This window comes from Porphyrobacter sp. AAP60, assembly GCF_001296025.1.
Lineage (GTDB): Bacteria > Pseudomonadota > Alphaproteobacteria > Sphingomonadales > Sphingomonadaceae > Erythrobacter.
In genome coordinates this window covers 58,715-71,941 of the sequence record NZ_LJHV01000010.1, presented here as the reverse complement: position 1 = coordinate 71,941, position 13,227 = coordinate 58,715, and the positions used below count along the sequence as shown (strand labels likewise).

Below are 13,227 nucleotides of genomic sequence, written 5' to 3'. Positions count from 1 at the left end.
AACATGGACACAATTGCAGGTGTGCGGATGATCGCGCTTGCCGTAGTGACGGGGGCGTTTGCCTTTTCCGCACCGGCGTCTGCCGAACTGCCAGAACCAGTGCGTGCCATGCTCGACGCTGCCATTGCGACGGGTGACGAAGGCAAAGTGCGCACCGTGGTCGAAATCGCGCGCGCTACCTATCCCGCTGACGACGACGAGATTACCGCGATCCTCACTACCTTCGAGGGCGAAATGGCCGCGCGCAGGACAGCCGAAGCCAAGGCGAGGGAAGAGGCGATCCGCGCGGCAGGATTGTTCGACAGGTGGAAGGGCAAGGGCGAACTCGGCGGGTTCCGCGCAACCGGCAACACCGACAATACCGGTTTCACCGCCAGCCTTACAGCCGAGCGCAACGGCATCGACTGGCGACACAAGCTGACCGGAAGGGTCGATTACCAGCGCGCCAATGGCGTCACCACGCGCGAGCAGTTCCTTGGTCGCTATGAACCCAACTTCAATGTCTCCGACAGGTTCTACGTTTACGCGCTCGCCCAATACGAACGGGATCGCTTTCAGGGCTTTTCAGGGCGCTATGCCGTTTCGGGCGGGATCGGTTATCAGGCGCTAAGGAAAGACGACATCCAGCTTTCCATGAAAGTCGGCCCGGCTTACCGCGTCACCGAATTTGTGGACGGACGCGATGAAAGCCGTATCGCAGGGTTGGTTGGCGTCGACTTTGACTGGAACATCACCGATCGGCTGAAGCTGACGCAGGATACAAATGCGGTCGCCGAAACAGGCGGCTCCGCAATCGCGATCATCGATTCGCGCAACACCAGTATCGATTTGATCACCGGCCTCAACGCGAAGCTCAATAGCAGCCTGTCAGCGCGGGTTTCTTATGCCATTGAGTATAACAGTAACCCGGCACCGGGCGCAGTGCAGACAGATACGCTCAGCCGGATGACTTTGATCTACGACTTCTGAGCAAACCAGATGATATGATGCGCGCCCTTGTTGTTGGGGCGTGATCGGGTTTTCCACTCGACGATGTCCAGACCGGTATCGTGCAGCCGCTTGCGGAACGCTGGATCCGGTCCGGCTGACCACACCGCAAGAATGCCGCCGGGGGCAAGCGCATCGCGCGCCTTGGCGAGGCCGGTGCGCGAATAGATCCGGTTATTGGCATCGCGCACAATCCCGTCGGGGCCGTTGTCGACATCCAGCAGGATCGCATCGAACTTGCCCGAAGTGCCATCATTGGCATCGTCGATCAGCGCCGCGACATCGCAGATCCTGAGGTCGAGACGCGGGTCTGACAAGGTATCGCCGGTCAGCTGTGCCATCGGTCCCTTGGCCCAATCGACGATCGCTTCGGAAATCTCGGCAATGACGATCTGTGCCTTCGCGCCCAGCTTGGCGCGGGCAGCGCGGTATGTGAAGCCCATGCCATAGCCGCCGATCAACATCCGCGCATCGGCCTTACCCAGCCGTTCGATGGTAAGCTCGGCCAATTGCTCTTCGGAAAAGCGCATTCGCGAGCTCATCAGCTCGTTGCGGCCCATCACGATCATGAAGTGACCAGCGTGGGTGTAGAGATCGAGTGTTTCGCCATCCGCAATCTTGGCGCTGGCGAGGAGTTCGCGTTGGAGCATGATGCGGGTGTCCCGTTACAGCAAATGGGCCGCCCGGATCGCTCCGGGCGGCCCCAATTGTTTACCTCAGATTAGACAATCAGTCTTTGAGGAAGTCGGGCAGACCCGCCGGGCCGCTATCGCGCGGGCCGCGATCACCGCCGCCGCTGCGACCACCACGGTCACCGCCACGACCACCGCCGCCGCGCGGGCCGCGACGATCGCCGCCGCCGCGATCCGGACGATCACCCCGACCACCTTCGCGCGGTTCGCGCGGCGGGCGGGTGTCTTCCAGCTCTGCACCGGTTTCCTGATCGACGACGCGCATCGACAGGCGAACCTTGCCGCGCGGATCGATTTCGAGAACCTTGACCTTCACTTCCATGCCTTCGGAGACGACGTCGGTGGGCTTTTCGACCCGCTCATTGCGCATTTCCGAAACGTGGACGAGGCCATCCTTGCCGCCCATGAAGTTCACGAAGGCGCCGAAATCGACGATGTTCACGACCTTGCCGTCATAGATCTTGCCCACTTCAGCTTCCTGAGTGATGCCGAGGATCCACTTCTTGGCGGCTTCGATTTCCTCGACGTTGCTGGACGAGATCTTGATCACGCCTTCATCGTCGATGTCGACCTTGGCGCCGGTTTCAGCAACGATCTCGCGGATCACCTTGCCGCCGGTGCCGATAACGTCACGGATCTTCGATTTGTCGATCTGAATCGTCTCGATGCGCGGAGCGTGCTTGCTGACTTCGGTGCGGGCATTGCCCAGCGCCTTGTTCATTTCGCCCAGAATGTGCATCCGGCCAGCCTTGGCCTGTTCCAGTGCCTTGGCCATGATTTCCTGCGTGATGCCGGCAATCTTGATGTCCATCTGCATCGTGGTGATGCCCTTGGCAGACCCTGCGACCTTGAAATCCATATCACCCAGGTGATCTTCATCACCCAGAATGTCGGACAGAACGGCGAAATCGTCGCCTTCAAGGATCAGACCCATCGCGATACCCGAAACGGGCGACGTCACCGGAACACCGGCGTCCATCATCGAAAGACAGCCACCGCACACGGTCGCCATCGACGACGAGCCGTTGGACTCGGTGATATCTGACAACACGCGGATGGTGTAAGGGAAGTCTTCCTTGCTCGGCAGCACGGGGTTGAGCGCGCGCCAGGCGAGCTTGCCGTGGCCAACTTCGCGGCGACCCGGAGCGCCGAAGCGGCCCACTTCACCGACCGAATAGGGCGGGAAGTTGTAGTGCAGCATGAAGCTGGAATAGCTGAGGCCTTCCAGACCATCGATCATCTGCTCGGAATCCTTGGTGCCGAGCGTGGTGGTGCAGATCGCCTGCGTCTCGCCGCGAGTGAACAGCGACGAACCATGCGTGCGCGGCAGGAAGCCGACGATCGCTTCAATCGGGCGCACCTGATCGAGCTTGCGGCCGTCAATGCGCTGACCATCCTTGAGGATCGCGGTGCGCACGATTTCGGCTTCGAGCTTCTTCATCAGCTTGCCAGCAACCATCTGGGTCTGACCGCCTTCATCGGCAAACGCTGCCTTGGCTTTGGCCCGTGCTTCGTTCAACGCGTTCGAACGCGCCGACTTGTCGGTCAGCTTGTAAGCGGCTGCGATGTCGCCGCCGATCATGTCCTTGAGCTTGGCCTTCATATCCGCAGTGTTGTCGCTCGTGTCGACATTCCACGGATCCTTGGCAGCTGCTTCTGCCAGTTCGATGATCGCGCCGATCACATTGCGGATTTCATCATGCGCGAACATGACTGCGCCGAGCATGACTTCCTCGGTCAGTTCCTTGGCTTCGGATTCGACCATCATCACCGCGTCTTGCGTGGCGGCGACGACCAGATCGAGCTGGCCATCAGCCAGCGCGCGATCCTGCTTCGGGTTGAGGGTGTATTCGCCATCAACGTAACCGACGCGGCAGGCGCCGATCGGGCCCATGAACGGCACACCGCTGATGGTCAGCGCAGCCGAAGCGGCGATCATGGCGACCATGTCCGGCTCGTTCTCGCCGTCGAATGACAGCACCTGACAAATAACGTTGATTTCGTTGTAGAAACCTTCGGGGAACAGCGGGCGAATCGGACGATCGATCAGGCGGCTTGTCAGCGTTTCCTTTTCGGTCGCGCCGCGCTCACGCTTGAAGAAGCCGCCCGGAATACGACCGGCGGCGGAGAACTTTTCCTGATAGTGGACGGTGAGCGGGAAGAAATCCTGGCCCTCTTTCACCGACTTGGCAGCGGTCACGGCGCACAGCACCACGGTTTCGCCATAGGTAGCCAGCACAGCGCCATCGGCCTGACGGGCAATACGCCCGGTTTCCAGGGTGAGGGTCTTGCCGCCCCACTCCAGCGATACGGTTTTCGTGTCGAACATTGATTTTCCTTTTGACCCGCTCAGCCATATTGCCGGGCGGGGCCTCATATGCCGGGGAAACAACCGTCCCGGTCCGGTGCAGGGCGCTTTGGCCCCAAGGCGGAGCAGACCGGATGTCTGCATGCCCAAATGCAAAAAAGGCGGCCCCTTGGAGCCGCCCTTTCGCAAAACTCTTACTTACGCAGGCCCAGCTTCTGGATCAGCGCGTTGTAGCGCTCGACATCCTTCTTCTTGAGGTATGCGAGCAGCGTGCGGCGCTTGTTGACCATCATCAGCAGGCCACGACGCGAATGGTTATCCTTGTGGTGATCCTTGAAGTGCTCGGTGAGGTTGCGGATGCGCTGCGTGAGGATCGCAACCTGCACTTCGGGGCTGCCGGTATCGCCCTGATCGCGGGCGTTGTCGGCAATAATTTCCTGCTTCTTTTCGGCGGTCACCGTCATGGTATTTCTCTTTCACTCAGCGACATCGGGAAGGTTGAAGCCCCGCACGACCGTGGCCGTGCCATCCAGAATTTCCATAAGCGCGACCGGGACAGCGCCCAGTTTCGCCAGATAGAGCCCGGATGATTGGGGCATGTCAGACAGCACCCGGCCCTGTCGGACCGCCTGCGCGCTTGTCTGATCGAGGTGAAGGGCCGGGATGTCGTCCAGCCCCGCCTCCAGCGGCAGGAGAAGGTGTTCAAGGTTCGCGCGCTTAGCGGCTTCCTCCAGATTGTCCAGCGAAATCGCCTGCTCTTGCGTGAATGGCCCGGCCTTGGTGCGGCGCAGATAGGTGACGTGGCCGCAGGTTCCCAGCGCGTATGCGATGTCCCTTGCAAGGGAGCGGATATAAGTGCCCTTGGAAACGTGGGCGACAAGGGTGACGTAATCCCCCTCCTGCGCTCCGGGCAACATCACGAGCGAATGGATCGTGACGCTGCGCGACTTCAGTTCCACCACCTCGCCTGCCCGCGCCAGATCATAGGCGCGCTGGCCACCAACCTTCAGCGCCGAATAGGCTGGCGGCACCTGCTTGATCGGACCGGTGAACCGCGGCAGCACCTCCTCGACTTGCGCATGCGTCGGGCGCACATCGCTGGTCGCCACCACATCGCCCTCCGTATCGAGCGTCGATGTCTCCTCGCCGAATTGCACCGTGAACTCGTAGATCTTGGACGCATCCAGCATTCGCCCGGCCAGCTTGGTTGCCTCTCCCAGCGCAATCGGCAGCACACCTTCCGCGAGCGGATCGAGCGTTCCGCCGTGGCCGACCTTGGTCTTGGCATAACCGTTCTGGCGCAGCACGCGCTTGACCGCGCTGACGCCCTGGGTGCTGCCCATACCCTTTGGTTTGTCGAGGATCAGCCAACCTGACAAGGGAACGTTTCGGTCCGCAGTCATCGCCCCATCGCCTCGGAGAAATGCTTGCGGCACAGCGCGACATAGCGATCATTGCCGCCGATCTCGGTCTGCTGCCCCTGCCGCACCGCAGCGCCGCTGGCATCGACACGCAGGTTCATCGTCGCCTTGCGCCCGCAGTGGCAAACCGCCTTCAGCTCCACCAAGGCATCGGCAATGCCAAGCAGCACTGCCGATCCAGGGAACAGCTCACCCTGAAAGTCCGTCCGCAAACCGTAGCAAAGCACAGGAATGCCCGCTTCATCCGCAAGCCGGGCAAGCTGCCACACCTGCGCGGATGTCAGGAACTGTGCCTCGTCAACCAGCACGCAATCGAGCGGCTGCACCTTGTGGCTTGCGCTGACCGCTGCCCACAGATCGGTATCGGGATGGAACTTGTGCGCGTCACTCTCCAGCCCGATCCGGCTTTTGACCAGCCCGCCTGACCGGATATCGAGTGCCGCCGTCCACAGCATCGTTGCCATGCCGCGTTCGCGGTAGTTGAAATCGGCCTGCAACAGGTGCGAGCTTTTGCCTGCGTTCATGCTGGCATAGTAGAAATAGAGCTTGGCCATCGCGCCTGCCTAACGCCTTGCTGTCCACTGGGCGAGGCCGGGGTTGAACCTTTTGCCCCGTTGGAGCGTATCTACAGCATGACAAACACCCGTAGTATCCTCGCAAGGTTCGTGCTGCTGCCACTAGCGGCGGTTTTCGCGCTTGCAGGAGCGGGTGCGGCCAACACGGTTGGCACGCCTCAACGCTACACGCTCGATGCTTCGGCGAGCAATGTGTCCGCCAAAGTTCCGTTCTTCGGCCTATCCAGCAAAACCGCGCGCTTTCCCAAGATGCAGGGCGCTGTAACCATCGTGCCCGGCGCGCCCGAACGTGCCGTCATCGACGTAACCTTCGATGCCACCGCAATCGAGGCGCCCGATGATGTCACCCTAGCCCGGCTGCGGGGTGACAAGTTCTTCTGGGTCGAAAAATATCCTAGCGTGCGGTTCGTGGGCCGCTCGTTGAAACTTACCAGCCCGACACGCGGCACTGTAAGCGGCGAGCTGACCGCGCGCGGCATAACCCAGCCGCAGACGCTGGCTGTGACTTTCGACGCCGATCCGCTCGCACAAGCTGGCAAGCCGGTTAGCTTTACCGGCACCACCACCATTGATCGGCGCAAGTACGGGATGAAATCCTACCAGCTGGTGGTTGGCAACAAGGTCGATATCACGTTGAAAGCGCGGATGGTGCCACGGTAAGGCGTTGTGCGTTACGGCTTACGCCAACGCAAAGGCAACGCACAAGCGCCGCGCGGGCTTTCACGCGGTTGCAGGCAACCATGTGAGACGAGGTTATTCTTCCTCGCCGTCCTCAAGGTCCCGTGCCACCTTGGGATCACGCAGCAGCGCTTCGATCCGGTCAGCCTCGGCAAAGCTTTCATCCTTGCGGAAGCGCAGCTTCGGCGCGAACTTGAGGCCGAGCCGCTGTGCGACTTCGCGCTGGAGGAAAGCAGTATTCTGCCGCAGCGCATGCACGACCTCGTCCTCACCCGCCCCCATCAGCGGCTTCACATAGGCCGTGGCGTGACGCAGATCGGGGGTCATGCGCACTTCGGTTACCGAGATATGCGCCGCACGCACCACATCGTCATGCACATCGCCCCGCGCGAGCAGTTCGGACAGGATATGCCGCACCCGCTCCCCCACCTTGAGGACGCGAACCGATTGCTGTTCGGTGGTGAAGGGCGCCTTGGCCATCAGCCCATCCCCGTGCTGCTGGGCGTCGGACGCGGAGTCGGCAAGGCGGTTGACGTGGAGCGGGCGTAGAGCGTGCCGTCTTCCGCGTAGAGTTCCCCTTCGAGGAACACCACCCGCCGGCCACCCTTGACCACCCGCCCCTTGCCAATGACCGTCGCGCCGTCCGGAATCAGACGGATAAGGCTCATGGAAATATCGAGATTAAGCGGTGCCATCTCGCCGTCTGTCGCCGCAACATAGGCGTAACCCATCACATCATCGAGATAGCCCGCAACCAGTCCCCCTTGCACGCCGCCGCGCCAGGTGGTCATTTCGCGCTTCACGGTGAAACGCATGGTCGCGGTCTGCGTGTCCGCATCCCAACTGACAAATTCCGAGCCGAGCAGCGCCGTATGTGGCGACTGCCCGGCATCGTCTGGGTAGTGCGTGTCGTTCAGGCTCACAGTGTCCGCTCACGCTCCTCGACCGAGAAGACTTCAAGCTGGTCGCCCGGCTTGATGTCGTTGGTATCTTCCAGCACCACGCCGCATTCCAGGCCGGTGCGCACTTCGTCGACATCGTCCTTGAAGCGCCGCAGGGACGCGATCTTGGTCGCCGAAACGATGACATCGGCGCGGGTGAGACGGGCGAACAGTCCCTTGCGGATGACCCCTTCTTCCACCAGCAGACCAGCCGCCTTGTCGCGCTTGCCCGACTTGAACACTTCTTTGACCAGCGCGCGGCCGACCACATGTTCAACCCGTTCTGGGCCAAGCTCGCCAATCATCTCCTTGGCGATCGCATCGGTCAGGTGATAGATGACATCGTAATACATCATCCGCACATTATCGCGTTTCAGCAGCTCGCGCGCCTTGGCGTTCGGACGCACATTGAACCCGATAATCGGCGCCTTGGACCCGCCTGCCAGCACCACGTCGCTTTCGGTGATTGCACCGACACCGCCATTGAGCACGCGCACCTTGATGTCGTCGTTCGACAGGTTGTGCAGTGCAGTGACGATCGCCTCGACGCTGCCTTGCACGTCGGCCTTTACCACCACCGGGAATTCGATGACGTTGGAGGACAGGGTGCTGAACATCGTGTCGAAATTGGTCGGAGCCAGCGCGGTGCGCTTTTCCGTCGCCATTTCCTGACGATACTTGGCAACTTCGCGGGCGCGCTGTTCGTTCTCGACCACGGTGAGATTGTCACCGGCTGAAGGCACGCCGCCAAGGCCGAGCACTTCGACCGGCATTGACGGGCCAGCTTCCTTCAGCTGCTTGCCCTTGTCATCGACAATTGCCCGCACCTTGCCGCTCTGCGTGCCGACCACGAAGGTATCGCCACGCTTCAGCGTGCCGCGTGTTACCAGCACAGTCGCCACAGGGCCGCGGCCCTTGTCGAGCTGCGCTTCGATAACCGTTGCTTCGGCATCGCGATCAGGCCGCGCCTTGAGTTCAAGCAGTTCGGCCTGCAAGCCAATAGCTTCGATCAGCTTGTCGAGCCCTGCGCCGGTCTTGGCCGAAACCTCGACATCCTGCACGTCGCCTGACATCGCCTCGACCACGATTTCGTGTTCGAGCAGACGTTCGCGGATCTTCTGCGGGTTGAATTCGGACTTGTCCGATTTGGTGATCGCCACGATCATCGGCACGCCAGCGGCCTTGGTGTGGTTGATCGCCTCGATCGTCTGCGGCATCAGCCCGTCATCGCCTGCAACCACCAGAATGACGATGTCGGTCACATTCGCGCCGCGCATCCGCATTTCGGTGAAGGCCGCGTGGCCTGGCGTGTCGAGGAAGGTGATCTTGTCCTTCGCCTTTGTGGTGATCTGGTAAGCGCCGATATGCTGGGTGATACCCCCGGCCTCGCCCTTCACCACATCCGTGCCGCGCAGGGCATCGAGCAGGCTGGTCTTGCCGTGGTCGACGTGACCCATGATCGTGACCACTGGCGGACGTGACACCAGTGTTTCTTCGGGATCGGAATCCTCGTTCGAAACGATGTCGACATCGCTCGCGGAGACGCGGGTGATATTGTGGCCGAACTCCTCGACCAGCAGCTCTGCCGTGTCCTGATCGATGGTCTGGTTGACGGTGACCATCATACCGAGGTTGAACAAGGCCTTCACCAGATCCGCGCCCTTTTCGGCCATGCGGTTGGCGAGTTCGCTAACGGTAATCGCTTCGGGCACGACCACGTCGCGCACCTGCTTTTCACGCGGCTTGGACGGGCCGCCCTGACCGCGGCGTTCCTTTTCACGCGCACGCTTGAGCGCAGCAAGACTCCGGGCACGGCGGCCTTCATCCTCGTTCAGCGCGCGGGTAACGGTCAGCTTGCCTGAACGGCGGGTATCCTTGCCTTCGTCGCTTGGCGCGGCGCGCTTGTCTTCTTTCTTCTTCTTGACCTCGGGCCGCTTGACCTCGGGGCGCTCCACAGGCGTGAAACGCCGTGCGGCGGGGGCTGCTTCGGCCTTTGCGGCGGGCTCTTCGGTTGGCGCTTCAGCAGCAGGCTCGGGGGCCTCTACAGCAGGTGCTTCGTCGGCAACCGGGGGGGCGCTTGCGACAGCTGTGCGCTGCTTTTCAGCCTCTTCCTCGGCGCGGCGGTTTTCCTCGACGCGGCGACGCTCTTCTTCCTCGCGGGCGCGGGCTTCTTCGGTTTCGCGCTTGCGCGCTTCTTCCGCCATCCGCAGCCGCTCTTCCTCGGCTTCGAGCTGGAGCCGCTTCACGCGCTCTTGCGGCGTTTCGCCAGCAGGTGCGGGTCGCGCGGGGCGCGGGGCCGGAGCGGGCGTGGGCGTCGGTACAGGTGCGGGCGCAGGTGTCGGAGCGGCCTCGACGGGGGCTGGCGGCGGCGGCGTTGCTGCCGCTTCGCTGCCGGGCTTGCCGAGAACGCGGCGACGCTTCACCTCGACCACCACCTTGTTGGTGCGGCCGTGGCTGAAGGTCTGCTTGACCTCGCCCGCGTCAACCGAGCGTTTGAGGCCCAGTGGCTTGCGGGTGCGCTGGTTGTCGTTGTCGTCGCTCATTATCGCTCGTCAGTCCTTCACGTATTCATCAATAGTCGTCGGCCCGCCCTGCGGCTGGTCGGCGTGGCCGGAAGTATCCCGGCCCGTTGCATTCATTGTTCTCGCCCGATCGCTCTCGGCATAGTGCGTGAGCCGGGAAACCGCCTGGAGCACGCGTTTGGCCGCGCGCAGGTCGCCAGGATGACCGGCGACGCCCAGATGGACAACATTGTCGCGGCCCAATGCCACAGACAGCGCAGTGCGGTCTAGTGGCAAGACCTCGCCGCGCATCCCCGAACCCTCGGCATCGTTTCCGACGCGCCAAGCCTGATCGAGTTTGCGGCGGCCATCCTCGCTACTATCAGAGGCATGGAGCAGCACAGCTATGCGCCCGCTGCGCGCTTGTTCCTCAATCCGGGCCGAACCCATCACGATGTTGCCCGATCGCAGCTCAAGCCCCAGCCGGTCGCACAAATGTCGGGCCAGTGCAGCCTCGACCCGTTCTGGCAGATCTTCGGGAATTGTCAGCGGCGCGCCCTTGAAGGCCCGCATCATTGCCTTTCTGAGATGGCCATCGCCAAGCGCGCTTTCAAGCGCTGGTCGGTCAACCCCGATCCACGCGCCCCGTCCGGGTGCCTTGGCGGCGACATCGGGTAGCACCAGGCCATCGGGCGAAATCGCCAGACGCACCAGTCCTTCCCGCTCCGTGGTTTCCCCGGACAGGATGCAGCGCCGCTCGCTCCCCGCAGTTGCAGGGAGCGCCGGCTCAGCGATGTCGGACGTCAGGCGCTCATTGGGTGGAGTCCGCATGGGCGGCCTCCTCGGTCGGTTCGGAGACTTCGTCTTCGAACCAGTGCGCACGCGCGGCCATGATGATTTCGTTGCCCTGCTCTTCCGAGAGACCATACTCGCCCAGCACGCCGCCCTTGTCGGTCTCGCGCTGCGGACGCCGCTGCGGAGGGCCTTCAGCAGGCCCGCGGCGACGCGGCGCCTCGCGCTTCTTGGCGATCAGTTCATCGGTGGCAAGATCGGCCAGATCGTCAAGCGTCTTGATCCCTGCCTTACCGAGCGTGACCAGCATCGCTTCGGAAAGGTGCGGAATTTCGGACAGTGCATCTTCTACGCCCAGACCGCGGCGCACTTCGCGGTGCGCAGCTTCCTGACGTTCGAGCGCTTCCAGAGCGCGACTCTGCAATTCTTCGGCCAGTTCTTCGTCGAAGCCTTCAATCGTGGCGAGTTCGGCCAGATCGACATAGGCGACTTCGACCAGTTCGGCGAAGCCTTCTGCCACCAGCAGCTGCGACAGGGTTTCGTCGACGTCGAGTTCTTCCTCGAACATCTTGGAACGTTCGGCAAATTCCTTCGACCGCTTTTCCGAGGCTTCTTCCTCGGTCATGATGTCGATCTGGTGACCGGTCAGCTGGCTCGCCAGACGCACGTTCTGGCCGCGGCGACCGATCGCCAGCGAAAGCTGATCGTCAGGCACCACCACTTCGATGCGGCCGTCATCCTCGTCAAGCACCACGCGGCTGACGGTGGCGGGCTGAAGCGCATTGACCACGAAAGTCGCAGTGTCTTCCGACCACGGAATGATATCGATCTTTTCGCCCTGCAATTCCTGCACGACGGCCTGCACGCGGCTGCCCTTCATGCCGACGCAGGCGCCGACGGGGTCGATGCTGGAATCGCGGCTGATCACGCCGATCTTGGCGCGGCTGCCGGGATCGCGGGCGGCAGCCTTGATTTCGATGATGCCGTCGTAGATTTCGGGCACTTCCTGCGCGAACAGCTTCTTCATGAAATCGGGGTGCGCGCGGCTGAGGAAAATCTGCGGGCCGCGGTTGTTGCGTTCCACCTTGGTGATCAGCGCGCGCACGCGCTCACCGGTACGGGCGGCTTCGCGCGGGATCTGCTGGTCGCGACGGATCACACCTTCGGCGCGCCCGAGGTTGACGATCACGTGGCCGAATTCGACCGACTTGATCACGCCGGTGATGACTTCGCCCTGACGATCCTTGAATTCTTCGAACTGGCGTTCACGCTCGGCATCGCGGACCTTCTGGAAGATCACCTGCTTTGCCGACTGCGCGTCGATGCGGCCGAGATCGACCGGCGGCAGCGGATCGACGATGAAATCGCCGACCTTGGCGCCTGGCTGAAGTTTCTCGCCCTGCTTGAGATCGACCTGCTTGAAGTAATCTTCAACCTCTTCGACCACCTCGACCACACGCCACAGCGTCAGATCGCCGGTCAGCGGATCGAGCTTGGCCCGGATGTCGTTTTCCGCGCCGTAACGGTTACGCGCGGATTTCTGGATCGCTTCTTCCATCGCCTCGATCACGATCGATTTGTCGATCATCTTTTCCGAGGCGACCGCGTTGGCGATCGCAAGGAGTTCGGCCTTGTTGGCGGAAATGGCACTCATCAGTCGTCTGCCTTCTCTGTGTCTTCGATGAGTTCGTCAGCACCGCTGGTATCCAGCGGGCGGGTGGCGGCAATCAGCGCGTCGGTGAGGACGAGCTTGGCCGTATGAACCTGTTCCAGCGGCAGACGCACATCGCCCGCCTTAACTTCAGCGACGAGGATCATACCATCCTCGAGCCCGCCTAGCACGCCCTTGTTGACGCGCTGGCCTTCAAAACTCTTGTCCATCACAACCCGCACCTCGTACCCCGCCCAGTTGGCGAAATCCTTGTCGCGCGTGAGCGGACGGTCGATACCCGGAGACGACACTTCGAGGTGGTAAGCCCCCTCAATCAGCTCCTCGCCGGCTTCTTCGGCGGCATCGATCACATCGGACACCCGCCGCGACAGGGCGGCGCATTGATCGATCACCAACTGCCCGGTGGACGGGTCTTCTGCCATGATCTGCAAGGCCATGCCGCCATCGCCAGCTTCGGATGCCAGCATCGCCACGCGCACCAGTTCAAACCCGAGCGCCGTCGCTTCGGGTTCGATCAACTGGGTCAGGCGGGCGATATCGGCCATTCATGCTCCGGACGGAATTGCGGTCGAATCGGCCTTGCGCAAACGCGGTGTGGGGCCGGCCCCCGGAGGCGCCAGCATCCAAACCTTGTCACGACAATGCCGGGATTGGGCTGCC

The 13,227-nt window shown here is 62.1% G+C and carries 13 protein-coding genes; 2 read left to right on the top strand and 11 right to left on the bottom strand.

The genetic code is table 11. The annotated features are described in order from the left end of the window. Positions 1-3 precede the first annotated feature (3 nt). On the top strand, positions 4-969 hold the full coding sequence (locus tag IP79_RS10110; RefSeq protein WP_233994170.1) for a DUF481 domain-containing protein: 966 nt from the start codon (positions 4-6) through the stop codon (positions 967-969). On the opposite strand, the gene IP79_RS10105 is transcribed toward IP79_RS10110, so the two are convergent. The 5 genes from IP79_RS10105 to IP79_RS10085 form a co-directional block, all read right to left on the bottom strand. Further along, on the bottom strand, positions 957-1,637 hold the full coding sequence (locus IP79_RS10105) for a spermidine synthase (RefSeq protein WP_054119182.1): 681 nt from the start codon (positions 1,635-1,637) through the stop codon (positions 957-959). The genes IP79_RS10110 and IP79_RS10105 overlap by 13 nt on opposite strands. 79 nt (positions 1,638-1,716) lie before the next feature. Beyond that, positions 1,717-4,008: a polyribonucleotide nucleotidyltransferase gene (pnp, locus tag IP79_RS10100; protein WP_054119181.1), complete on the bottom strand. Its 2,292-nt coding sequence runs from the start codon at positions 4,006-4,008 to the stop codon at positions 1,717-1,719. Between the two features lie 173 nt (positions 4,009-4,181). Then, the gene (gene rpsO, locus IP79_RS10095) at positions 4,182-4,451 is read right to left on the bottom strand and encodes a 30S ribosomal protein S15 (protein ID WP_054119180.1); all 270 of its coding nucleotides are present in this window, start codon (positions 4,449-4,451) and stop codon (positions 4,182-4,184) included. Between the two features lie 12 nt (positions 4,452-4,463). After that, positions 4,464-5,390, bottom strand: coding sequence for a tRNA pseudouridine(55) synthase TruB (truB, locus tag IP79_RS10090; RefSeq protein ID WP_054119179.1), 927 nt, complete (start codon positions 5,388-5,390; stop codon positions 4,464-4,466). Beyond that, the gene (locus tag IP79_RS10085; RefSeq protein ID WP_054119178.1) at positions 5,387-5,962 is read right to left on the bottom strand and encodes a thymidine kinase; all 576 of its coding nucleotides are present in this window, start codon (positions 5,960-5,962) and stop codon (positions 5,387-5,389) included. Before IP79_RS10085 ends, truB begins: the two co-directional genes overlap by 4 nt. Positions 5,963-6,040: 78 nt before the next feature. Between IP79_RS10085 and IP79_RS10080 the strand changes: the two genes are divergently transcribed. After that, positions 6,041-6,643, top strand: coding sequence for a YceI family protein (locus IP79_RS10080; RefSeq protein WP_054119177.1), 603 nt, complete (start codon positions 6,041-6,043; stop codon positions 6,641-6,643). A gap of 93 nt (positions 6,644-6,736) precedes the next feature. Here the strand turns inward: IP79_RS10080 and rbfA are convergent, their stop codons facing one another. From rbfA to rimP, 6 genes are read right to left on the bottom strand one after another with little or no spacing between them, the layout of a single operon-like run. Continuing rightward, on the bottom strand, positions 6,737-7,141 hold the full coding sequence (gene rbfA / locus IP79_RS10075) for a 30S ribosome-binding factor RbfA (protein ID WP_054119176.1): 405 nt from the start codon (positions 7,139-7,141) through the stop codon (positions 6,737-6,739). Then, the gene (locus IP79_RS10070; RefSeq protein ID WP_054119175.1) at positions 7,141-7,584 is read right to left on the bottom strand and encodes a PaaI family thioesterase; all 444 of its coding nucleotides are present in this window, start codon (positions 7,582-7,584) and stop codon (positions 7,141-7,143) included. The genes rbfA and IP79_RS10070 overlap by 1 nt, the downstream gene beginning before the upstream one ends. Beyond that, the gene (gene infB, locus IP79_RS10065) at positions 7,581-10,145 is read right to left on the bottom strand and encodes a translation initiation factor IF-2 (protein WP_054119174.1); all 2,565 of its coding nucleotides are present in this window, start codon (positions 10,143-10,145) and stop codon (positions 7,581-7,583) included. Before infB ends, IP79_RS10070 begins: the two co-directional genes overlap by 4 nt. Positions 10,146-10,154: 9 nt before the next feature. Then, positions 10,155-10,934, bottom strand: coding sequence for a DUF448 domain-containing protein (locus IP79_RS10060; RefSeq protein ID WP_082337155.1), 780 nt, complete (start codon positions 10,932-10,934; stop codon positions 10,155-10,157). Further along, a complete protein-coding gene (gene nusA / locus IP79_RS10055; RefSeq protein ID WP_054119172.1) occupies positions 10,915-12,552 on the bottom strand; it encodes a transcription termination factor NusA in 1,638 nt (545 codons plus the stop codon). The genes IP79_RS10060 and nusA overlap by 20 nt, the downstream gene beginning before the upstream one ends. Further along, a complete protein-coding gene (rimP, locus tag IP79_RS10050; RefSeq protein ID WP_054119171.1) occupies positions 12,549-13,112 on the bottom strand; it encodes a ribosome maturation protein RimP in 564 nt (187 codons plus the stop codon). The genes nusA and rimP overlap by 4 nt, the downstream gene beginning before the upstream one ends. Between the last annotated feature and the right edge of the window lie 115 nt (positions 13,113-13,227).